The sequence below is a fragment of the Enterobacter sp. T2 genome (assembly GCF_010692925.1).
Lineage (GTDB): Bacteria > Pseudomonadota > Gammaproteobacteria > Enterobacterales > Enterobacteriaceae > Enterobacter > Enterobacter kobei.
Window position 1 is genome coordinate 738,440 of the sequence record NZ_CP048736.1, and the last position, 21,804, is coordinate 760,243.

Consider the following 21,804-nt stretch of genomic DNA (forward strand, 5'->3'; position numbering starts at 1 on the left):
TTATCCCATAAACAAAACCAGGCTTGATTATAGCCTGGTTAAGGGGTGTTTGCTGGGGTTTTATACAGTGTCTGTTTTGCCGGATGGCGCTGCGCTTATCCGGCCTACAAGCTACTGCCCGTAATACGCTTTCGCGCCGTGCTTGCGCAGGTAATGCTTATCCAGCAGGGTTTGCTGCATATCCGGTAGCTGCGGCACGAGCTGGCGACAGAAGATCCCCATATAGGCGACCTCTTCCAGCACGATGGCGTTATGTACCGCGTCTTCCGCGTTTTTACCCCAGGCGAAGGGACCATGGGAGTGCACCAGCACGCCAGGCATCTGCGCCGCGTCGATACCCTGTTTTTCGAAGGTTTCGACAATCACGTTGCCGGTTTCCCACTCGTACTCACCGTTGATTTCCGCCTCGGTCATTAAGCGCGTGCAGGGAATGGTGCCGTAAAAGTAATCCGCGTGGGTGGTACCCGTGGCCGGAATGGACTGGCCCGCCTGCGCCCAGATGGTGGCGTGACGCGAATGGGTATGCACGATGCCGCCGATGGTCGGGAATGACTGATACAGCAGACGGTGGGTAGGCGTATCGGAGGAGGGTTTTTTGTTGCCTTCCACCACTTCACCCGTTTCGATGCTGACCACCACCATATCGTCTGCCGTCATCACCGTGTAATCCACGCCAGAAGACTTGATCACGAACACACCTTTTTCGCGGTCAACGGCACTGACGTTGCCCCAGGTCAGGGTCACCAGGTTATGTTTCGGCAGCGCCAGGTTGGCTTCGAGCACCTGTCGTTTGAGATCGTCTAACATTGTTGTCTCCCTGCCCGGTGAACACGGTGCCACCGGGCATTTCGTACTTAGCGTTTCGAACCGTAATAGACTTCGTTCCAGCGCAGCGCATCTTTGAACGCAGGCAGGCGGGTGTCGTTATCAATCACGGTCAGTTCGATATCGTGCAGCTCGGCGAACTGACGCATGTCATTCAGATCCAGCGCGTGGCTGAACACCGTGTGGTGCGCGCCACCGGCCAGGATCCAGGCTTCTGACGCGGTTGGCAGGTCTGGCTGTGCTTTCCACAGGGCGTTGGCGACCGGCAGTTTTGGCAGTGAATGCGGCGTTTCAACTGCATCGACGCAGTTCACCAGCAGGCGGAAACGATCGCCCAGGTCGATCAGACTGGCGTTGATGGCCGGGCCCGTTCGGGTGTTGAAGATCAGACGAGCCGGATCGGCTTTACCGCCAATGCCGAGGTACTGCACGTCAAGAATCGGTTTCTCTTCCACCGCAATAGACGGGCACACTTCCAGCATGTGCGAGCCGAGTACCAGGTCGTTGCCGTTTTCGAAGTGGTAGGTGTAATCCTCCATAAAGGAGGTGCCGCCCTGCAGACCGGTTGACATCACCTTCATGATGCGAAGCAGAGCGGCAGTTTTCCAGTCGCCTTCGCCTGCAAAGCCGTAGCCCTGCTGCATCAGACGTTGTACTGCCAGACCCGGGAGCTGTTTCAGGCCGTGGAGGTCTTCAAACGTTGTCGTAAAGGCGTGGAAGCCGCCCTGTTCCAGGAAGCGCTTCATGCCAAGCTCAATGCGCGCGGCATCCAGCACGTTCTGGCGCTTGTCGCCGTTGATTTGTGCCGCAGGCGTCAGGCGGTAACGGCTTTCGTACTCGTCTACCAGCGCGCTCACGTCGCCATCGCTGATTTCATTCACTACCTGCACCAGGTCGCCCACCGCCCAGGTATTGACGGAGAAACCGAACTTGATTTGTGCTGCGACTTTATCGCCATCGGTGACCGCCACTTCACGCATGTTGTCACCGAAACGCACCACTTTCAGATGGCGGGTATCTTGTTTCGATACCGCCTGACGCATCCACGAGCCGATACGGTTTTGCGCCTGGCTGTCCTGCCAGTGACCAGTCACGACGGCATGCTGCTGACGCATACGCGCGCCGATGAAGCCGAACTCGCGGCCGCCGTGCGCGGTCTGGTTCAGGTTCATGAAGTCCATATCGATGCTGTCCCACGGCAGGGAGGCGTTAAACTGGGTATGGAACTGCAGCAGCGGTTTGTTGAGGATAGACAGGCCGTTGATCCACATTTTGGCCGGTGAGAAGGTGTGCAGCCACACGACCAGACCGGCGCACTTGTCGTCGTAGTTCGCGTCGCGACAGATATGGGTGATCTCATCCGGCGTTGTACCCAGGGGTTTCAGCACCAGTTTGCATGGCAGTTTGGCTTCCGCGTTGAGGGCATTAACGACGTGCTCCGCATGTTTCGTCACCTGCTGCAGCGCTTCCGGCCCGTACAGGTGCTGGCTGCCAATCACAAACCACACTTCATAATTATTAAAAATGGTCATCATCGTGTCCTTAATGGGTCAGGGTTGCCGTCGTGTCCGCGGTGTGTTTTGACGGGGCGGCGACAGGGAGATAGTGAAGTTCGGCGCTTTTTGCCCATTGCTGGTAGCGCTGATAAAGCTGTTCAAAGCGTTGTGCCTGCTGGGCACGCGGCTGGAGTGTGTTTTCGACGGCGCTCGCCATATGCTGCTGCGCGGTGGGGATATCCGCGTGGACACCGGCTGCCACGGCGGCGAAAATCGCCGCGCCCAGCGCGCAGCATTGATCGGACGCGACAATCTGCAGCGGACGGTTCAGCACGTCGCAGCAGGCCTGCATAATGACCGGATTTTTACGGGCGATGCCGCCCAGTGCCATCACGTTATTCACGTCGATACCCTGTTCGGTGAAGCACTCCATAATGGCGCGCGCGCCGAAGGCAGTGGCGGCAATCAGGCCACCGAACAGCGCAGGGGCGTCGGTCGCCAGGTTGAGATCGGTAATCACCCCTTTCAGTCGCTGGTTGGCAAACGGCGTGCGGCGGCCGTTAAACCAGTCCAGCACCACCGGCAGGTGATCGAGAGACGGATTTTTCGCCCAGGCTTCCGTGAGCTGTGGCAGAAGGTGTTTTTTGCTGTCGGCGATCTGGCTTTTCAGTTCAGGATGCGCAGCCGCGAGCTGATCCAGCGGCCAGCCCAGCACGCGGCCAAACCAGGCGTAGATATCGCCGAAGGCGGATTGACCCGCTTCGAGACCGATGAAGTCCGGCACCACGCTGCCGTCAACCTGGCCGCAAATGCCTTTTACCGCGCGATCGCCAACGGTGGCTTTATCCGCCGTCAGAATGTCGCAGGTGGAGGTGCCGATAACTTTCACCAGCGTGTTAGGTTGTGCGCCTGCCCCCACGGCACCCATATGGCAGTCAAACGCGCCCCCGGAAATCGCCACGTTCTGCGGCAGGCCGAGGCGTTTTGCCCACTCTTCGCAGAGCGTGCCCACCGGAATATCGGCGGTGAAGGTGTCGGTAAACAGCGGGTAGGTCAGGTTTTTATTGATAATTGGATCGAGTTCATCGAAGAAGGCTGCCGGAGGCAGACCGCCCCAGCTTTCATGCCACAGGGATTTATGCCCGGCGCTGCAGCGTCCGCGGCGAATATCCTGCGGACGGGTGGTGCCGGAGAGCAGGGCGGGAACCCAGTCACACAGCTCAATCCACGATGCCGCAGCCTGCGCGACGGTCGCATCGGCACGGGTGACATGCAGGATTTTGGCCCAGAACCATTCGCTGGAGTAAATCCCGCCGATATAGCGTGAGTAGTCTGTTTTGCCCGGCTGATGGCAAAGACGGGTGATGGCCTCGGCCTCTTCCACGGCGGTATGGTCTTTCCACAGCACGAACATGGCGTTCGGGTTGTCGGCGAATTCCGGGCGCAGCGCCAGTACGCGGCCTTCGGCATCCACCGGGGCAGGCGTTGAGCCGGTGCTGTCGACGCCAATCCCAACGACATCGGCCCGCTGGGCATCCGTCAGTTCCGCCAGAACGGTTTTGACGGCCGCTTCCATCGACTCGATATAGTCACGCGGGTGGTGACGGAACTGGTTATTTGGCGCATCACAGTAGCGCCCCTCTTGCCAGCGCGGGTACCACTCAACGCTGGTTGCTATCTCCTGGCCAGTCGTACAGTCCACTGCCAGCGCGCGAACCGAGTCGCTGCCAAAATCGAGGCCAATTGCAATTGCCATGGTGTTGCTCCATCCGAAAAACAGGTATGGAAGAACATTAGAGACTGGGGACAAAAATCGTCAGGCAGGATTCGCTAATCTTATGGATTAAATTGCTGTTACAGCGGAAAGTGTGACGCCGTGCAAATATTCAATGTGGACATTTCTGCCGCACTTATAGACACTTTTGTTACTGCTTATCTGCCTCCTCTGGCGGAGAAATCAGGGGGAAAGGCTGAAACATGGCGGACGTAAAAGAGGCGTGATGCTTTCTGGATCTTTACGCAGACCATTTTTGACCTGCTTTTAGTGATATGGACAATTGGTTTCCTTCAGGACCGTTGGGAGAACTGAATCTATGGCCGAAACGCAAAACGATCCCTTGTTGCCGGGATACTCGTTTAACGCGCACCTTGTGGCAGGGCTGACCCCTATCGAGGCTGAGGGATATCTCGATTTTTACGTCGACCGACCGCTCGGGATGAAAGGGTATATCCTCAACCTGACCGTGCGCGGAGAGGGGATCATCAAGAATGGCGACCAGCAGTTCGTCTGCCGCCCCGGCGATATCCTGCTGTTCCCGCCGGGGGAGATCCACCACTATGGCCGTCATCCGGATGCCAAAGAGTGGTATCACCAGTGGGTCTATTTCCGTCCGCGCGCCTACTGGCAGGAGTGGCTTACCTGGCCGGCTATTTTTGCGCACACCGGTTTTTATCGCCCGGATGAAGTGCATCTGGCGCAGTTCCGTGAGCTGTTCGCGCAGATTATTGACGCGGGGCAGGCTGGTGGTCGCTACGCTGAACTGCTGGCGATAAACCTGCTTGAACAACTGCTGCTGCGACGGATGGAGGCCATTAACGAGTCGCTTAATCCTCCGCTGGATAACCGTGTGCGCGACGCCTGCCAGTACATCAGCGACCATCTCGCCGACAGTCAGTTCGATATTGCCAGCGTCGCCCAGCATGTGTGTCTGTCGCCGTCACGGCTGTCACATCTGTTTCGCCAGCAGCTTGGCGTCAGCGTCCTGAGCTGGCGTGAGGATCAGCGTATCAGCCAGGCGAAACTGTTGCTCAGCACCACCCGGATGCCGATTGCCACCGTGGGGCGTAACGTTGGCTTTGAAGATCAGCTCTATTTTTCTCGCGTCTTTAAAAAATGCACCGGTGCCAGCCCGAGTGAATTCCGCGCGGGATGTGAATAAACGGTAAAAAAAGATAAACAAACAGGTGAACGCAGAAAGCTACCTGTAAACTATTCAGACAATTGTTGCCTTGACGCAGTGCGGGGCGCTAAGCAGAATCGCTGATTCGTTTTCTGACCGGAATAGTTATGCAGGCATTGCTGGAACACTTTATTACCCAGTCCGTTATGTATTCGCTCATCGCCGTGGCGCTGGTGGCCTTTCTGGAGTCGCTGGCGCTCGTGGGGTTAATCCTGCCCGGCACCGTGATGATGGCGGGTCTTGGCGCGCTGATTGGCAGCGGCGAGGTCAATTTCTGGCAGGCGTGGCTGGCCGGGATAATCGGCTGCCTGCTGGGCGACTGGATCTCCTTCTGGCTGGGCTGGCGCTTTAAGAAGCCGCTGCACCGCTGGTCGTTCATGAAAAAGAACAAAGCGCTGCTGGATAAAACCGAGCATGCGCTGCATCAGCACAGCATGTTTACTATTCTCGTCGGCCGCTTTGTGGGACCCACGCGTCCTCTGGTGCCGATGGTTGCCGGAATGCTGGATCTGCCCGTTGCAAAGTTTGTGGTGCCGAACATCATCGGCTGCGTCTTCTGGCCGCCGTTCTACTTCCTGCCGGGGATCCTGGCCGGTGCGGCCATCGATATTCCTGACGGCATGCAAAGCGGTGAGTTTAAGTGGCTGTTGCTGGCAACGGCGGTGCTGCTGTGGCTGGCTGCGTGGCTGTGCTGGCGGTTATGGCGCAGTGCGAAAGCCAGTGTCGATCGCCTGACACGCTATCTTCCGCGCACTCGTCTTTTGTGGCTGGCCCCCCTGATGCTGGGCGTTGCGGTGGTGGCGCTGGTCGCACTGATTCGCCATCCTCTGATGCCGGTGTACGGTGAAATCCTGTTGAAGGTGGTGAGCCGTTAATGGGTTTCCCTCTCCCTGTGGGAGAGGGCCAGAGTGATGGCATCAGACTGCGCTGATGCCCAGCAGCGACGACGCGGTAGCGTTACCCTTCAGAAGTTCTTCTGTCATCCCATCCCACACAATTCGTCCTTCGGCAATGACCACCGATCTGGGGGCAATCCGTGCGGCATCTTCGATGCTGTGCGAAACCATCAGCATCGTCAGCTGCTGGCGCTGACAGACGTCCTGCACAAGCGTCAGCATCTCCTGGCGCAGCGCCGGGTCGAGCGCAGAGAACGGTTCATCCAGCAGCAGTATCGGCTGTTCGCGGACCAGACAACGGGCAAGCGCCACGCGCTGACGCTGGCCGCCGGAAAGCTCGCCGGGCAGCCTGTCGAGAAATTCCGCGATCCCCATCTGAGCGGCAATGACCTCCAGCTTCTGGCGCTGGGGGACGTTCAGCTTGAGTCCCGGATGCATCCCCAGCGCGATGTTTTGCCGCACCGTCAGGTGGGTAAACAGGTTGTTTTCCTGAAACAGCATGGAGACAGGACGTTTTGCAGGCGGCGTATGGGTATGGTCCCGATTTTCAATGATTATCGATCCGCTTGCCGGCTGCAGAAACCCCGCAACCAAATTGAGCAGCGTGCTTTTTCCCGCACCGCTTGGGCCAAGCACCGCAATAATCTCTCCCTGACGCACGGAGAGCGTGAAGCGCATCGGCAGATGCTGGTAAAGCCAGGTTACATCAGTCAGTTTTAACATCACGCCCCGGAAGTTTTTCGATAACGGTAAAGAGTCCAAAGCACAGCAGAAGCAGCAGCAGCGCCGTGACGGCCCCGTCCTGGCTGCGGTAGGAGCCAATCTGCTGATAAAGCCAGAACGGCAGCGTGCGGAAATCGTCATTGCCGAAAAGGGCTACCACGCCAAAATCCCCGATGGAGAGTACGCAGGCGAAGGCCAGCGCCTGAGCGAGCGGTCGTTTCAGGGCGCGAAGTTCCACCACCTTTAACCGCCGCCAGCCGGTTATCCCAAGGGACTGACACAGGACGCTGTAGCGGCTGTTGACATCCCGCATAGGATTTTCCAGTACTTTCAGCGCGTAGGGGATGGCCATTAAGGCATTGGTAAAAATGACGATGCCGTCGGCGCTTTCCGGCAGGCCGACGGTGGTGTTGAACAGCAGAAAGAAACCGGTCGCCAGCACAATGCCCGGCATCGCCAGGATCAGCATGCCCGTTAGCTCCAGCGCTTGTCCGGCATTACGGGCATGACGCGCGTAGAGCTCACGGCTGCTCCAGAGCAACATCATGGTCAGGATCACGCATAGCGCTCCGGCTGCCAGCGCAATGCGTACCGAGGTCCACGTCGCTTGCCACAGCACGGGCTGTTGCAGTACTGACACCACATTCCTGTTCAGGCCATCAACGATAACGGCCAGCAGCGGTGGCAACAGAAGCAGGAGTGCCAGCACGATCAGGATAAAATCGGAGACGCGGCTGTGCAGGCTATCCTGCGGATCGCGCCAGCCCGAGAGGCTATTGCTGCCCGGGGGAATCGCTTTGCTCAGGCGCTGGCTCAGCAGCACCAGCACCAGACAGCACGCCATCTGCACGATCGCCAGAAGCGCGGCGCGGCCCGGCTCGTAGTCGTAACTTAAGGCCTGATAAATCGCCAGCTCAATGGTGGTCGCCTGTGGCCCGCCGCCGAGAGAAAGCACGGTGGCGAAGCTGGCGAAGCAGAGCATAAAGATCAGCGCGGCAACCGGGGCAATCTGACGTCTTAACCAAGGCCATTCGACAAAGCGGAAAAACGACCATCCACGCATGCCAAGCTGAGCGGCAATCTGGCGTTGTTCGCCAGGAATATTCTCCAGTGCCTGCAAAAAGAGGCGCGTTGCCATCGGCATATTGAAAAACACGTGCGCCAGCAGAATGCCCTGCAGGCCGTATGGCGAGAAGGTCCATTCCAGACCAAACCGGGCAAACAGCAACGCCAGCCAGCCCTGTCGACCGTAAACGCTCAGGATACCAAATACCGCGACCAGCACGGGCAGGATCAGCGTCATGGCGCACAGGCGCAGCAGGACTACTCTTCCGGGGAAATGCCGACGATACAGAGCCCGCGCAAGAAAAATAGCCGGGAGCGCTGACAGCAGGGCAGAAAGAAACGCCTGCCAGAAGGAGAAACGAATGACGTGCCAGAGATAGCTATCGCGCCAGAGCGCGAGCAGATCGCTCTCCGGCGCGTTGAACCACAACGCAAGGAATGCTCCCAGACTGACTACCACCATCAGCATGGCGGCGAGCAGTCCGGGAAGTAACCAGCCGGGAATTAACGGCTGACGGCGCGTTGCCATTCACTTACCCATGCTGCTCGCTGCGCGGCCACCTGCTGCGGCGTAAACTCCAGCGACGTTTGTGGTTTGGTTAACTGGTCGAAACCGGCTGGCAGTGCAACGTGGGTGACGGGATACATCCAGTTGCCCGCAGGAATGGCATTCTGGAACGCCGGAGAAACCATAAATTTCAGGAACTTCTCGGCGAGTTCCGGCTGTTTGCTGGCAGCGGTACGCGCGGCAACCTCCACCTGCAGATAATGCCCTTCGGCAAAATTCGCGGCGGCGTAGTTGTCTTTCTTCTCGGCGATAATGTGGTAAGCCGGCGAGGTGGTGTAGCTGAGCACCAGATCGCTTTCGCCTTTCAGGAACAAACCATACGCTTCACTCCAGCCTTTGGTCACAGTGACGGTTTTGGCGGCCAGCTTCTGCCACGCTTGCGGCGCGTTCTCCCCGTAGACCTTCTGCATCCACAGCAGCAGTCCCAGGCCTGGCGTGCTGGTACGCGGATCTTCATAAATCACGCGCCATTTCTGGTCGCTCTCCACCAGCTCCTTCAGGCTCTTCGGCGGATTTTTCAGCTTGTTTTTGTCATAGACGAAAGCAAAGTAGCCGTAGTCGAACGGCACAAAGGTGTCGTTGTTCCAGCCGCCCGGCACGTTGACGGCCTCTGCCGCTACGCCGCTTTTGGCAAACAGTTTGGTTTGCGTGGCGGCTTCCAGCAGGTTGTTATCCAGCCCGAGCACCACGTCGGCTTTGCTGTTTTTCCCTTCCATACGCAGACGGTTAAGCAGCGACACGCCATCTTCCAGCGCCACGAATTTCAGCTCGCAATTACAGTCAGCTTCAAAGGCTTTTTTGACTACCGGGCCAGGGCCCCAGTCGGCAGAGAACGAGTCGTAGGTATAGACCGTCAGGACGGGCTTCGCGAACGCAGGCAGCGCAAACAGCGCCAGCAGAGGAAGAACTTTTTTTAACACTTTGCACCTCAGGGTTGAGTGGCAAAGGATTTTGAGAGACAGCCTCAAATCCCTTCGCCGGCGTTATCCGGATCAGGTTCGACGGGTATTATCTCAGCGCACATCTGTGATGCAGCACCCCGTTGAGAACGGCGCTATTGTAATGATTTGGTGAATATTACGAAAGCGTTATGGCTCCGGCGGCGCAAACCAGGCTGATTTGAAATCAAACCAGCCCAGGGTGTTCATCCGCAGACCGCGCATACTGCGTTGACCCTGGATCATCAGCCAGTGGTGTATCAGAGGTACAATCGCCTGTTCAGCCAGCAATTGCTGGCACCACACGGCAAGATTCATGTCGCCAGCGCGCCACTGGGCAGCGTCCTGCTGCCAGTCACGGTTGATACAGTGCTGGATCAGCGGGATCTCATACAGATGAGAAAAGAGCGAGAAATCGAGCGGCAGGGTGAAGTTGGCGCTGTTTAGCCAGATATCACTGACGATCTCCCCCCGGTGCCATTCGTCATAGTCCACTTCTTTGATCTCCAGCGTCACGCCTTCGGCTGCCAGCAGCCTGGCCATGATCCCGGCGATAAAACGATGCTCCACGTGCTCGCGGTAGTAGGTCAGGGTGATGGACTCCAGCCCGGCAGGTCTGTCGCAGTGCGCCGGGCGGGCGTGGTGCCAGCGCGGAAGCAGGCCGTACGCCGGGAACCAGTATGTCTGGTACTGCTCTTCCGCATGGTAGATCAGATTGGAGGGGGACAGCACGTGGCTGACCCACTGACGAACGGCCTGGTTTGCCCCGCGGTGGGTGCGGCTATCAAACAGCAGGTAGTAGCATCCCTCCTCCAGACGACTCTCCACCGCTTTTTCTCCCGTGGTGGGGCCTTCCAGCGTCAGCCCGCAACTGAGATCTTCATTGAGATCCGGTAATACCCAGACGTTCACCTCGTCGATCAGTGCCCGATAGCCAAAGTAGTCATCAAACGCGCGAATTTTCAGCTGGTTGTTGTTATTGCGGGACACGGAGTAGGGGCCGGTGCCAATCGGCAGGTTGGCGAAATTGTTCAGCGACTCCCACTCGGCGGGCAAAATCATCGACGGCACATAGCCCAGCAGCCAGGGAAGCCATTTGTCCTGCTGCGACAGCTCAATATCCAGCGTCCATGCCGTCGGGGAATGGACGCGGGAAATGTGTGAATAAAGCGGTAGCTTGCGGGCACGTTCCAGAGAGGCGATGACGTCGCGCATGTCCAGTTCGCGACCGTGGTGAAAGTGGATGCCGGGGCGTAAGAAGAAGCGCCAGTGGCACGGGGAAAGTTGCTGCCAGTGATGCGCGATATCCGCTTCCAGTTCCCCATTTTCCTCATTTATCCGCGTCAGGCCGCTGAAAATCTGCCGGGCCATGTGGGTTTCAGAACGCCGTAACGCCGTGCCGGGTAACAGATTTTTCATCGGACGGTAGTAGAGCACCCGCAGAATGTGGCGGCCCTGACGAAAGCTACGTCCAAGATGTGAGACCAGCATCTGGCGCACGGCGGCTTTGTCGCCCACCAGCTGCACCAGCTGGTCGATGCGATCCTGCTCCAGCAGATCCTCCGCGCGCTGCTGCTGCAACGCCAGACCGGTATAGAGAAAGGTCAAACGTGAGCGCTTCCCGCGTCCTGCCTCCGCTTCCCAGCTTAACCAGCCCTGCTGCTGCATGGTGTTAAGCAGCGTGCGCATATGACGGCGCGAACAATTGAGCAGGTCAGCCAGCTCGTTGAGCGTGGTCTCCTGCGATTGCCCCTCGCAGCACTGCCAGAGGCGGATAAATTGTTGTTGCAGACGACCAGAAGGCATAAAAGGGGAACTCCTGACAAAAAACCAGCAATTTATTTATCCCTATATTAGGCCAATAATTCTCCCCGATGAAGTGAGGAGGTAAATTATGAAGAGGTCTACCGCACGTCAGTTTTATCAGCAGTACTTTTCAGCGACAAAAGGAGCGTCCTGGCTGGCCCGCCGGTGTGCAGAGCAGCGGCTGAAAATGTTAGAAGAACTGATGCAGTGGGACGTTACGAAACCGACTTCTTCCCGCTAACTCGCCTCGATCATGTGTGACTGAGTATTGGTGTTTATCACCCGCCAGCAAAATGTTTTTGCTGGCTTTTTTCGTTTATTCTTTCACCCAATTTCGATTCGCTTTCACAAGGACTTGCGTATGCTGTGGTTGATGACGATGGGGCGCCGCCTGAATGGCGTATATGCCGCTTTTATGCTGGTAGCCTTTATGATGGGCGTGGCGGGGGCGTTGCAGGCGCCGACGTTGAGCCTGTTCCTCAGCCGCGAGGTGGGGGCGCAGCCGTTTTGGGTCGGCCTGTTTTACACCGTTAACGCCATTGCCGGGATCCTGGTCAGCCTCGCGCTGGCGAAACGATCGGACAGCCAGGGCGATCGCCGCAAGCTGATCCTCTTTTGCTGCGCCATGGCCGTGGGCAACGCGCTACTCTTTGCGTTCAATCGCCATTACCTGACGCTCATTACCTGCGGTGTCCTGCTGGCATCGCTGGCGAATACCGCCATGCCGCAGCTTTTCGCCCTGGCCCGAGAATACGCGGATAACTCCGCGCGGGAAGTGGTGATGTTCAGCTCGGTGATGCGTGCTCAGCTTTCACTTGCATGGGTCATCGGCCCGCCGCTGGCCTTCATGCTGGCGTTGAACTACGGTTTTACCGCCATGTTCTCCATTGCCGCGGCCATTTTTGCCATCAGCCTGGCGCTGATTGCCTTCGTGCTACCGTCTGTGGCGCGCGTCGAACAGACGACGGATAAGCCGATTACGCAAGTGAGCGGCTGGCAGGACAAAAACGTCCGTATGCTGTTTATCGCCTCCACGCTGATGTGGACCTGCAATACCATGTACATCATTGATATGCCACTGTGGATCAGCAGCGATCTCGGTCTGCCGGACAAGCTCGCCGGGATCTTAATGGGAACGGCTGCCGGGCTGGAGATTCCGGCGATGATTCTGGCAGGGTATTACGTAAAGCGCTTCGGTAAACGCAAAATGATGGTGGTTGCGGTTGCCGCCGGGGTGTTGTTCTATCTTGGGCTGATCTTCTTCCATTCGCGCGAAGCACTGCTGGCGCTGCAGCTGTTCAATGCCATATTCATCGGGATCGTGGCCGGGATCGGCATGCTCTGGTTCCAGGACTTAATGCCGGGACGCGCTGGCTCGGCGACCACGCTTTTCACCAACAGCATTTCGACAGGCGTCATTCTGGCGGGGGTGATTCAGGGAGTGCTGGCGCAGAGCTACGGACATGCCTCGGTTTACTGGATGATTGCCGCGATTTCGGTCATCACGCTTGGGCTGACATGCCGGGTTAAGGATGTTTGATTCTGGAAGGCGGCTTCACGAAATGAAACGACTTTCTGACAGATGAAGGGAAGGCGCATAGAGTGCGTGGCGGGTGCTTGAGGCTGTTTGCCTCAGGCTTTCGCAAGAGGCAAACAGTGGAGAGTCCCACATCAATAAAACTGATGGGGAGACCAACTTCACAACACACATTGCGAGGTTAGTCTCTTCATTGCCGAAAAGCAATAAGGAGGCTGGAATGCCAAAACGTACTCTGCTGTTAGGTTTGTTTCTGATCTGTACGACGCTATTGATCTTCACCTGGATGGTGCGTGATTCGCTATGTGAATTGCATTTCAGACAGGAGAAAACAGAGCTGGCAGCAGTGTTGGCTTACGAAGCAAAACGTTAGCGGTATTGGCGGGGAAGGTTTCCCCGCCTCTCCAGAGTGGTTGAGCCTCAACGCACCCTTATCAATGGCCCGCTTTTCGCGGGCCATTGCCTTTAGCCCATAAAAGCAGGCTGTTTTTTCTCGTACGCTGAGATGGCGTCTTCATGCTGGAGCGTCAGACCAATGCTGTCCAGACCGTTCAGCATGCAGTGACGGCGGAATGCATCAATGCTGAAGCTGTAGGTCTTCTCACCCGCTTTAACCACTTCCGCTTCCAGATCCACTTCAAACGCCATGCCCGGATTCGCCTTAACCAGCGCAAACAGCTCATCAACCTGTTCGTCACTCAGCGTCACCGGCAGCAGCTGGTTGTTGAAGCTGTTACCGTAGAAGATATCCGCGAAGCTCGGGGCGATAACCACCTTAAAGCCGTAATCGGTGAGCGCCCAGGGAGCATGTTCACGCGAAGAACCGCAGCCAAAGTTTTCCCGCGCCAGCAGAATGGACGCGCCTGTGTATTCCGGGAAGTTCAGCACAAATTCTGGATTAGGCACTTCGCCTTTGTCATCCAGGAAACGCCAGTCGTTGAACAGGTGTGCACCAAAACCGGTGCGGGTCACTTTCTGCAAAAACTGCTTAGGAATGATGGCGTCAGTATCGACGTTAGCGGCATCCAGGGGGACAACCCGGCCTGTGTGTTGGGTAAATTTCTCTGCCATGATTGTCTCCTTATTTCAGGCTGCGAATGTCGGCGAAATGGCCGGTAACGGCTGCAGCGGCGGCCATTGCCGGGCTGACCAGATGGGTACGCCCACCGCGGCCCTGACGGCCTTCAAAGTTACGGTTGCTGGTGGAAGCACAACGTTCGCCTGGATTCAGACGGTCGTTGTTCATGGCCAGACACATGGAGCATCCCGGCAAACGCCACTCAAAACCTGCTTCGATAAAGATCTTATCCAGCCCTTCCGCTTCTGCCTGAGCCTTCACCGGACCGGAACCGGGAACCACCAGCGCCTGCACGCCCGGCGCAACTTTGCGGCCTTTAGCAATCTCTGCAGCAGCACGTAAATCTTCGATACGGGAGTTGGTACAGGATCCAATGAAGACTTTATCAATGGTCACGTCGGTCAACGGCACGCCGGGCTTCAGTCCCATATAGGCCAGCGCTTTCTCCGCACTGGCACGCTCGACCGGATCGGCAAAGGAGGCCGGGTCAGGAATGCTGTCGTTAACGGAAATCACCTGACCCGGGTTGGTGCCCCAGGTCACCTGAGGCGCAATCTCTTCTGCCTGCAGCGTGACAACGGTGTCAAAGGTTGCCCCGTCGTCGGTTTTCAGGGTTTTCCAGTACGCGACCGCATCGTCAAAATCCTGGCCTTTTGGCGCGTGCAGACGACCTTTCACATAGTTGAAGGTCGTTTCGTCTGGTGCCACCAGGCCTGCTTTGGCGCCCATCTCAATGGCCATGTTGCACAGGGTCATACGACCTTCCATGCTCAGCGCCTGAATAGCGTCGCCGCAAAATTCCACTACGTGACCGGTACCGCCTGCGCTGCCGGTTTTGCCGATGATAGCCAGCACGATGTCTTTCGCCGTGATCCCCGGTGCGGCTTTACCTTTCACTTCAATCTTCATGGTTTTGGCGCGGCCCTGTTTCAGGGTCTGCGTCGCCAGAACATGTTCCACTTCAGACGTACCGATACCAAACGCCAGCGCGCCAAACGCGCCGTGCGTTGCGGTATGAGAGTCACCGCAGACGATGGTCATGCCCGGCAGGGTAATCCCTTGCTCCGGCCCCATCACGTGGACGATGCCCTGATAAGGGTGGTTCAGATCGTACAACTCCACGCCAAATTCGTTGCAGTTCTTGATCAGTTCCTGCATCTGGATACGTGCCATCTCACCCGACGCATTGATGTCTTTGGTCTGAGTGGAAACGTTATGATCCATCGTCGCGAAGGTTTTTCCCGGCTGACGCACGGGACGCTTGTGCGCACGCAGGCCGTCAAATGCCTGTGGGGAGGTCACTTCGTGTACCAGATGACGGTCGATATACAGCAGTGGGGTTTCGTTTGGCGCCTCGTAGACAACGTGTGCATCAAACAACTTTTCATATAAGGTTTTGGCCATGATTACACCCCTTCAGCGACATAGCGGGCAATGATGTCGCCCATTTCATCAGTACTGACTGCTGCCGTGCCGCGAGCTAAATCACCGGTACGGACGCCTTCTTCTAACGCCCGGTTAATGGCGTTTTCAATTGCTGTTGCTGCATCACCTGCATCAAGGCTGTAGCGCAGCAGCAGAGCCAGGGAGAGGATCTGTGCAATCGGGTTGGCGATGTTTTTGCCTGCGATATCCGGTGCGGAGCCCCCGGCAGGTTCGTACAGCCCGAAGCCTTCTTCATTCAGGCTGGCGGATGGCAACATCCCCATGGAGCCGGTGATCATCGCGCACTCGTCAGACAGGATATCGCCGAACAGGTTAGAGCAGAGCAGCACGTCAAACTGGGAGGGATCCTTAATCAGCTGCATGGTCGCGTTATCAATGTACATATGCGACAGCTCAACGTCCGGATACTGCTTCGCGACTTCGCTGACGATCTCACGCCACAAAATGGACGACTGCAGCACGTTCGCTTTATCAATGGAGGTCACTTTATGACGGCGTTTACGCGCCGACTCAAAGGCGATATGGGCGATACGTTCAATTTCGAAACGGTGGTATACCTCGGTATCGAATGCTTTTTCATGCTGGCCGCTGCCTTCGCGACCCTTTGGCTGACCGAAGTAAATTCCGCCGGTCAGCTCGCGTACGCAGAGAATATCGAAACCGTTAGCGGCGATATCCGCACGCAGCGGGCAGAATTCTTCCAGGCCCTGATACAGCTTCGCCGGACGCAGGTTGCTGAACAGCTTAAAGTGTTTACGCAGCGGCAGCAGCGCGCCGCGCTCTGGCTGCTCAGCCGGCGGCAGGTGTTCCCATTTTGGGCCACCGACGGAGCCAAACAGCACGGCGTCGGCATTTTCGCAGCCTTCGACGGTGGCTTTTGGCAGCGGCGTACCGTGGTTATCAATGGCAATACCGCCCACGTCGTAATGGCTGGTGGTGATTTTCATCGCAAAACGCGAGCGAACGGCTTCCAGTACTTTCAGCGCCTGTGCCATCACTTCCGGGCCAATACCGTCACCCGGCAACACAGCAATATGGTAATTCTTCGACATTACACGGTTTCCTTGTTGTTATCTTTATTCTGAGCTTTGCGTTGCAACTCTTTTTCGACTTCAGCGGCGCGCCAGATGTTGTTCAGGACATGCACCATTGCTTTCGCGGAGGATTCGACAATATCCGTCGCCAGACCCACTCCGTGGAAACGGCGACCGTTGTAATTGACGACGATATCCACCTGGCCTAAAGCGTCTTTACCATGCCCTTTCGCCGTCAGGTCATATTTCACCAGCTCAACGTCGTATTCGGTGACGCGGTTGATTGCCTGATAGATGGCGTCGACAGGGCCGTTACCGTTTGCCGCTTCGGCTTTAATCTCGTCACCACAGGCCAGTTTGACCGAGGCGGTGGCGATGTCGCTGGAGCCGGACTGCACGTTGAAGTAATCCAGACGGAAGTGCTCTGGCTCTTCCTGCTGTTTGTTAATAAAGGCCAGCGCTTCCAGGTCATAGTCGAACACCTGACCTTTTTTGTCGGCCAGCTTCAGGAATGCGTCGTACAGCTGATCCATGTTGTAATCGCTGTCCTGATAACCCATCTCTTCCATACGGTGTTTCACCGCGGCGCGGCCGGAACGAGAGGTCAGGTTCAACTGCACCTGGTTCAGACCGATAGATTCCGGGGTCATGATTTCGTAGTTTTCGCGGTTTTTCAGTACGCCGTCCTGGTGGATACCAGAGGAATGCGCGAACGCGCCCGTGCCGACAATCGCTTTGTTGGCCGGGATTGGCATGTTGCAAATCTGGCTGACGGTCTGGCTGGTGCGCCAGATTTCGTTGTGATTGATACGGGTGTGCACGTTCATGATGTCTTTGCGCACTTTGATCGCCATGATCACTTCTTCCAGCGAACAGTTGCCCGCGCGTTCACCGATACCGTTCATCGCGCCTTCTACCTGGCGCGCACCGGCGTGGACAGCGGCGATGGCATTGCCCACCGCCAGCCCTAAATCATCGTGGGTGTGGACGGAGATAATTGCTTTATCAATATTCGGTACGCGGTCATACAGGCCGGTGATGATGTTTGAGAACTCAAACGGCATGGTGTAGCCGACGGTGTCCGGGATGTTGATGGTTTTCGCGCCCGCGTTGATGGCGGCTTCCACAACGCGCGCCAGGTCTTCGATTGGCGTACGGCCCGCGTCTTCGCAAGAGAATTCAACGTCATCGGTATAGTTACGTGCGCGCTTAACCATATACACCGCGCGTTCAATCACCTCATCCAGCGTGCTGCGCAATTTGGTTGCGATATGCATTGGCGAGGTAGCAATGAAGGTGTGAATACGGAAGGCTTCGGCCACTTTCAGCGACTCGGCCGCAACGTCGATGTCTTTCTCTACACAGCGTGCCAGGCCACAGACGCGGCTATTTTTAATGGTGCGCGCAATGGTCTGTACGGATTCGAAATCACCCGGAGAAGAGACCGGGAACCCCACCTCCATGACGTCGACGCCCATTCGCTCGAGAGCCAGCGCAATCTGCAGTTTCTCTTTTACACTCAGGCTTGCCTGTAATGCCTGTTCACCGTCACGTAAAGTAGTATCGAAAATAATGACTTGCTGGCTCATGGGTTAGGTCCTTGTCAGTCTTAGGGCGCCTTGCTACGAGCATAAAAAAACCCGCGCAGTGGCGCGGGTTTTTAGTCTTACTGGTGACGATTCAACGCTGAATTTCGCCCGCCAGTCTACCGCGCACAGAAGATGCGTTTAGTAGTAGTAGACCGGTGAAACGATGGGTGCGTGTCATGAATCGTGCTCCGTTAAATTCAATATACTTTTAGTGGTACTGGATACGGCTGTTCATGTCAACCCCTGACGGTAAAAACGGTTCCGACAGACTGAACAGACAGGTTATAGGCTTTAGCTTATTGTGCTGGATTTTGCTTTTCGGGCTATATGAATTGTCTAAAATTGGACTCAAAAAACATTTGCAGAAATAAGTACATTTAGCAGGTATTTTGAAATATGTATTTTTCGTCGTGGATGTTTTCTTTTTAAAGTATTTAATATCATTGATTTACCATTCACATAGGCATTCTTTCTCTCTGGCCGTGAATGAATGGGAATAACAGATTATTAACGTAAGTATACGCAAAGTCGATAACAGTTTAATTATACTTAAGTCATCCTTAACCAGATGACCATTGTGTATTGACTTGGTTTATGGTTTCATTCTAACTATAAAGTCAAATATATCTGTTATGCCGGTTTTCATTTGTGTGTTATCGCGTGATCTTTATATATTCCGATTTTTAAACAATTCTCTTTTGTTGGACGTATTGGCATGGTAAATCATATTTTTCGGGATTATTACAATGCGTCGGCGAAGGACGTGCTGTGTAGCGTGACAGTGGAGTCAGAAGTGTCAGAAAATAATATTAAACAACCTCAAGTTACAGATGGGATTAAACCCCAGCTACGCACGGTGGATCTTAATCTACTGACGGTGTTTGATGCTGTCATGCAGGAGCAGAATATCACCCGGGCGGCGCAAGCGTTGGGGATGTCACAACCTGCCGTGAGTAATGCCGTTGCCAGGCTTAAGGTGATGTTCAACGACGAATTATTCGTTCGCTACGGACGAGGGATTCAGCCTACTGCGCGGGCATTCCAGCTCTTCGGCTCTATTCGCCAGGCTCTGCAACTGGTGCAAAATGAGCTGCCGGGCTCGGGTTTTGAACCACTAAGCAGTGAACGCGTATTCCATCTCTGCGTCTGCAGTCCGTTAGATAATTATCTGACATCTATTATTTATAATAAGGTTGAAGAGATTGCGCCAAATATTAATCTGGTGTTCAAATCATCCTTAAATCAAAACACAGAACACCAGTTACGTTACCAGGAAACCGAATTTGTTCTGGGATACGAAGAGTTTCGTCGCCCTGAATTTTCGTGCGTGCCGTTGTTTAAAGATGAAATGGTATTGGTTGCCAGTAAAAAACATCCACGATTGAATGCTCCGCTACGTGAAAGTGATGTTTATAGCGAACAACATGCCGTGGTTGCGCTCGACAGATATGCCTCATTTAGTCTGCCGTGGTACGACACAGCAGATAAACAGGCGAGCGTGGCATATCAAGGAATGGCAATGGTCAGCGTATTAAACGTCGTTTCCCAGACGCAGCTGGTGGCTATTGCACCGCGCTGGCTGGCGGAAGAGTTCTCTGACGCGTTAAATCTGCAAATTTTGCCTCTGCCGCTTAAGCTTAATAGCCGTACCTGTTATCTCTCCTGGCATGAAGCTGCAGGGCGGGACAAAGGGCATCAGTGGATGGAAGAATTACTTATCAGCATCTGCCGCCGTTAATTAGGTCAGGATAAATTGCATCTTTGCATGTGGTTTATCCTGGTTTTGTTTTGTTAACTGCTATTTTATTCTGTTCTGAATCTTTTCTGGCGGTTGCCAGACCTGTAAAAATAGATGATTTCCTGAATCATCGCGCTTTTCAACGATGATTTATCATCTCCTCCTCTAATTTCAGATGAATTAACCATATCCTCTGGCAATGTCTGTTTTTTCTGCTTTAACCGCCTCTTCGCTCTCCGGGTTTGCTAATTGCCTGCCTCATAACGAGCGGTTAAGGTAAGTATCACTCAGCTAATAGAAGACGGGTTCATCCCGATCGCAAGACGGTGCAGAAATGAATTCGGCGGTCCGTCTATAACAAAATGCCTGGAGGCAAAGCATGGAGATGTTGTCTGGCGCGGAAATGGTCGTCCGATCGCTTATCGATCAGGGCGTGAAACAAGTGTTCGGCTATCCTGGCGGTGCGGTCCTTGATATTTATGATGCACTGCATACGGTAGGCGGCATTGACCATATCCTTGTTCGTCATGAACAGGCGGCGGTGCATATGGCTGATGGCCTGGCGCGTGCGACGGGGGAAGTGGGCGTGGTGTTAGTCACGTCGGGACCCGGTGCGACAAACGCTATTACCGGCATTGCGACCGCGTACATGGACTCTATTCCGCTGGTGATCCTCTCCGGGCAGGTGGCAACCTCACTGATTGGCTACGACGCATTTCAGGAGTGCGACATGGTCGGGATATCGCGTCCCGTTGTGAAGCACAGCTTCCTGGTCAAGCAAACCGAAGACATTCCTGGCGTGCTGAAAAAAGCATTCTGGCTGGCGGCAAGCGGACGTCCGGGACCGGTGGTGGTCGATCTGCCTAAAGATATCCTGAATCCGGCAAACAAGCTGCCTTATGTCTGGCCGGAATCGGTAAGCATGCGTTCTTACAACCCCACCACGCAGGGCCACAAAGGCCAGATCAAACGTGCGCTGCAGACGCTACTGACCGCTAAAAAACCGGTGGTCTATGTCGGCGGTGGGGCAATCAATTCTGCGTGTGAGCCACAGCTTCGTGAACTGATCGAAAAGCTCAATCTTCCTGTTGCGTCGTCGCTGATGGGACTCGGGGCGTTTCCCGCCACCCACCGTCAGGCGCTGGGCATGCTGGGTATGCACGGTACCTATGAAGCCAACATGACGATGCATCATTCCGATGTGATCTTTGCCGTCGGCGTGCGCTTTGACGATCGTACGACCAACAATCTGGCGAAGTATTGCCCGAACGCCACGGTGTTGCACATTGATATCGACCCCACGTCGATTTCAAAAACGGTGTCAGCTGATGTGCCTATCGTCGGCGATGCCCGGCAGGTACTGGAGCAAATGCTGGATCTGCTGACCCAGGAGAGCACGACTCAACCGCTGGATGAGATCCGCGACTGGTGGCTGCAAATTGAGCAGTGGCGCGCGCGCCAGTGTCTGAAATATGACACTCAAAGTGAGCATATTAAGCCTCAGGCCGTGATTGAAGCGGTCTGGCGACTGACGAAAGGCGACGCTTATGTCACTTCAGACGTGGGTCAGCATCAAATGTTCGCCGCCCTCTATTATCCCTTTGATAAACCGCGTCACTGGATCAATTCGGGGGGGTTAGGAACGATGGGCTTTGGTTTGCCTGCCGCGCTGGGCGTGAAGCTGGCACTGCCAAATGAAACCGTCGTCTGCGTGACCGGGGACGGCAGTATCCAGATGAACATTCAGGAACTTTCCACCGCGCTGCAATATGAGTTGCCGGTACTGGTGCTTAACCTCAACAACGGCTATCTCGGTATGGTGAAGCAGTGGCAGGATATGATCTACTCTGGCCGTCACTCTCAGTCATACATGCAGTCGCTGCCGGATTTTGTTCGTCTTGCTGAAGCTTATGGCCACGTGGGGATGCGGGTGACCGATCCCGCTTTGCTGGAATCGTCGCTCGCACAAGCGCTTGAGCAGGTTAAAAACAACCGCCTCGTCTTTATGGATGTCATCGTTGATGGGACCGAGCACGTTTATCCGATGCATATTCGCGGCGGTGGTATGGATGAAATGTGGTTAAGCAAAACGGAGAGAACCTGAT

The 21,804-nt window shown here is 55.6% G+C and carries 19 protein-coding genes and 1 riboswitch; of the genes, 7 read left to right on the plus strand and 12 right to left on the minus strand.

Going from position 1 to position 21,804, the window contains the following annotated elements:
• Positions 1-111 precede the first annotated feature (111 nt).
• Genes araD through araB form a run of 3 tightly spaced genes read right to left on the minus strand, consistent with a single transcriptional unit; the run spans position 112 to position 4,077 of the window.
• Positions 112-807: an L-ribulose-5-phosphate 4-epimerase gene (gene araD, locus G0034_RS03505; RefSeq protein WP_179120517.1), complete on the minus strand. Its 696-nt coding sequence runs from the start codon at positions 805-807 to the stop codon at positions 112-114.
• Between the two features lie 47 nt (positions 808-854).
• Positions 855-2,357: an L-arabinose isomerase gene (gene araA, locus G0034_RS03510; RefSeq protein ID WP_014882514.1), complete on the minus strand. Its 1,503-nt coding sequence runs from the start codon at positions 2,355-2,357 to the stop codon at positions 855-857.
• A 10-nt stretch (positions 2,358-2,367) separates the two neighbouring features.
• On the minus strand, positions 2,368-4,077 hold the full coding sequence (araB, locus tag G0034_RS03515; RefSeq protein ID WP_179120518.1) for a ribulokinase: 1,710 nt from the start codon (positions 4,075-4,077) through the stop codon (positions 2,368-2,370).
• A 337-nt stretch (positions 4,078-4,414) separates the two neighbouring features.
• Between araB and araC the strand changes: the two genes are divergently transcribed.
• Together araC and G0034_RS03525 are read left to right on the plus strand one after the other, a co-directional pair.
• Entirely contained in the window at positions 4,415-5,260 is an 846-nt protein-coding gene (araC, locus tag G0034_RS03520; protein WP_014882516.1) for an arabinose operon transcriptional regulator AraC, read from the plus strand.
• A gap of 128 nt (positions 5,261-5,388) precedes the next feature.
• Positions 5,389-6,156 carry a DedA family protein gene (locus tag G0034_RS03525; RefSeq protein ID WP_014882517.1) on the plus strand — a complete coding sequence of 256 codons (768 nt, stop codon included), beginning with the start codon at positions 5,389-5,391 and terminating at the stop codon, positions 6,154-6,156.
• A gap of 42 nt (positions 6,157-6,198) precedes the next feature.
• Here the strand turns inward: G0034_RS03525 and thiQ are convergent, their stop codons facing one another.
• The 4 genes from thiQ to sgrR all read right to left on the minus strand — a co-directional run bounded on the left by thiQ (position 6,199) and on the right by sgrR (position 11,277).
• Positions 6,199-6,900: a thiamine ABC transporter ATP-binding protein ThiQ gene (gene thiQ, locus G0034_RS03530; protein WP_045134562.1), complete on the minus strand. Its 702-nt coding sequence runs from the start codon at positions 6,898-6,900 to the stop codon at positions 6,199-6,201.
• Positions 6,884-8,494, minus strand: a complete 1,611-nt coding sequence (gene thiP / locus G0034_RS03535; RefSeq protein ID WP_045134563.1) for a thiamine/thiamine pyrophosphate ABC transporter permease ThiP — start codon at positions 8,492-8,494, stop codon at positions 6,884-6,886. The genes thiQ and thiP overlap by 17 nt, the downstream gene beginning before the upstream one ends.
• The gene (gene thiB / locus G0034_RS03540) at positions 8,470-9,453 is read right to left on the minus strand and encodes a thiamine ABC transporter substrate binding subunit (protein ID WP_047344030.1); all 984 of its coding nucleotides are present in this window, start codon (positions 9,451-9,453) and stop codon (positions 8,470-8,472) included. The genes thiP and thiB overlap by 25 nt, the downstream gene beginning before the upstream one ends.
• Before the next feature lie 31 nt (positions 9,454-9,484).
• A riboswitch (TPP riboswitch) is annotated at positions 9,485-9,585 on the minus strand.
• Between the two features lie 36 nt (positions 9,586-9,621).
• The gene (gene sgrR, locus G0034_RS03545) at positions 9,622-11,277 is read right to left on the minus strand and encodes an HTH-type transcriptional regulator SgrR (protein WP_179120519.1); all 1,656 of its coding nucleotides are present in this window, start codon (positions 11,275-11,277) and stop codon (positions 9,622-9,624) included.
• Positions 11,278-11,365: 88 nt separating this feature from the next.
• Between sgrR and sgrT the strand changes: the two genes are divergently transcribed.
• The 3 genes from sgrT (at position 11,366) to G0034_RS03560 (ending at position 13,187) form a co-directional block, all read left to right on the plus strand.
• Positions 11,366-11,518 carry a glucose uptake inhibitor SgrT gene (sgrT, locus tag G0034_RS03550; protein WP_014882529.1) on the plus strand — a complete coding sequence of 51 codons (153 nt, stop codon included), beginning with the start codon at positions 11,366-11,368 and terminating at the stop codon, positions 11,516-11,518.
• 120 nt (positions 11,519-11,638) lie between these two features.
• Positions 11,639-12,817 (plus strand): sugar efflux transporter, encoded by a 1,179-nt coding sequence (locus G0034_RS03555; RefSeq protein ID WP_179120520.1) that lies wholly within the window; start codon positions 11,639-11,641, stop codon positions 12,815-12,817.
• Between the two features lie 217 nt (positions 12,818-13,034).
• Positions 13,035-13,187 carry a Hok/Gef family protein gene (locus tag G0034_RS03560; RefSeq protein ID WP_010427008.1) on the plus strand — a complete coding sequence of 51 codons (153 nt, stop codon included), beginning with the start codon at positions 13,035-13,037 and terminating at the stop codon, positions 13,185-13,187.
• A gap of 92 nt (positions 13,188-13,279) precedes the next feature.
• Here the strand turns inward: G0034_RS03560 and leuD are convergent, their stop codons facing one another.
• The 5 genes from leuD to leuL all read right to left on the minus strand — a co-directional run bounded on the left by leuD (position 13,280) and on the right by leuL (position 18,139).
• Positions 13,280-13,885 (minus strand): 3-isopropylmalate dehydratase small subunit, encoded by a 606-nt coding sequence (gene leuD, locus G0034_RS03565; protein WP_014882531.1) that lies wholly within the window; start codon positions 13,883-13,885, stop codon positions 13,280-13,282.
• A 10-nt stretch (positions 13,886-13,895) separates the two neighbouring features.
• Positions 13,896-15,296: a 3-isopropylmalate dehydratase large subunit gene (gene leuC / locus G0034_RS03570; RefSeq protein ID WP_014882532.1), complete on the minus strand. Its 1,401-nt coding sequence runs from the start codon at positions 15,294-15,296 to the stop codon at positions 13,896-13,898.
• Positions 15,297-15,298: 2 nt separating this feature from the next.
• Positions 15,299-16,390 (minus strand): 3-isopropylmalate dehydrogenase, encoded by a 1,092-nt coding sequence (gene leuB / locus G0034_RS03575; RefSeq protein WP_014882533.1) that lies wholly within the window; start codon positions 16,388-16,390, stop codon positions 15,299-15,301.
• Positions 16,390-17,961: a 2-isopropylmalate synthase gene (gene leuA / locus G0034_RS03580; protein ID WP_179120521.1), complete on the minus strand. Its 1,572-nt coding sequence runs from the start codon at positions 17,959-17,961 to the stop codon at positions 16,390-16,392. The genes leuB and leuA overlap by 1 nt, the downstream gene beginning before the upstream one ends.
• A gap of 91 nt (positions 17,962-18,052) precedes the next feature.
• Positions 18,053-18,139, minus strand: coding sequence for a leu operon leader peptide (gene leuL, locus G0034_RS23515; RefSeq protein WP_099458923.1), 87 nt, complete (start codon positions 18,137-18,139; stop codon positions 18,053-18,055).
• A gap of 615 nt (positions 18,140-18,754) precedes the next feature.
• Between leuL and leuO the strand changes: the two genes are divergently transcribed.
• Positions 18,755-19,699: a transcriptional regulator LeuO gene (gene leuO, locus G0034_RS03590; protein WP_032629721.1), complete on the plus strand. Its 945-nt coding sequence runs from the start codon at positions 18,755-18,757 to the stop codon at positions 19,697-19,699.
• Positions 19,700-20,078: 379 nt separating this feature from the next.
• Positions 20,079-21,803, plus strand: coding sequence for an acetolactate synthase 3 large subunit (ilvI, locus tag G0034_RS03595; protein ID WP_045281052.1), 1,725 nt, complete (start codon positions 20,079-20,081; stop codon positions 21,801-21,803).
• Position 21,804: the final 1 nt, after the last annotated feature.

Bases quoted from the DNA above. Each gene is read 5' to 3' on its own strand.
- araD (WP_179120517.1), bottom strand. From the start codon at position 807: ATGTTAGACGATCTCAAACGACAGGTGCTCGAAGCCAACCTGGCGCTG.
- araA (WP_014882514.1), bottom strand. From the start codon at position 2,357: ATGACCATTTTTAATAATTATGAAGTGTGGTTTGTGATTGGCAGCCAG.
- araB (WP_179120518.1), bottom strand. From the start codon at position 4,077: ATGGCAATTGCAATTGGCCTCGATTTTGGCAGCGACTCGGTTCGCGCG.
- araC (WP_014882516.1), top strand. From the start codon at position 4,415: ATGGCCGAAACGCAAAACGATCCCTTGTTGCCGGGATACTCGTTTAAC.
- G0034_RS03525 (WP_014882517.1), top strand. From the start codon at position 5,389: ATGCAGGCATTGCTGGAACACTTTATTACCCAGTCCGTTATGTATTCG.
- thiQ (WP_045134562.1), bottom strand. From the start codon at position 6,900: ATGTTAAAACTGACTGATGTAACCTGGCTTTACCAGCATCTGCCGATG.
- thiP (WP_045134563.1), bottom strand. From the start codon at position 8,494: ATGGCAACGCGCCGTCAGCCGTTAATTCCCGGCTGGTTACTTCCCGGA.
- sgrR (WP_179120519.1), bottom strand. From the start codon at position 11,277: ATGCCTTCTGGTCGTCTGCAACAACAATTTATCCGCCTCTGGCAGTGC.
- sgrT (WP_014882529.1), top strand. From the start codon at position 11,366: ATGAAGAGGTCTACCGCACGTCAGTTTTATCAGCAGTACTTTTCAGCG.
- G0034_RS03555 (WP_179120520.1), top strand. From the start codon at position 11,639: ATGCTGTGGTTGATGACGATGGGGCGCCGCCTGAATGGCGTATATGCC.
- G0034_RS03560 (WP_010427008.1), top strand. From the start codon at position 13,035: ATGCCAAAACGTACTCTGCTGTTAGGTTTGTTTCTGATCTGTACGACG.
- leuD (WP_014882531.1), bottom strand. From the start codon at position 13,885: ATGGCAGAGAAATTTACCCAACACACAGGCCGGGTTGTCCCCCTGGAT.
- leuC (WP_014882532.1), bottom strand. From the start codon at position 15,296: ATGGCCAAAACCTTATATGAAAAGTTGTTTGATGCACACGTTGTCTAC.
- leuB (WP_014882533.1), bottom strand. From the start codon at position 16,390: ATGTCGAAGAATTACCATATTGCTGTGTTGCCGGGTGACGGTATTGGC.
- leuA (WP_179120521.1), bottom strand. From the start codon at position 17,961: ATGAGCCAGCAAGTCATTATTTTCGATACTACTTTACGTGACGGTGAA.
- leuL (WP_099458923.1), bottom strand. From the start codon at position 18,139: ATGACACGCACCCATCGTTTCACCGGTCTACTACTACTAAACGCATCT.
- ilvI (WP_045281052.1), top strand. From the start codon at position 20,079: ATGGAGATGTTGTCTGGCGCGGAAATGGTCGTCCGATCGCTTATCGAT.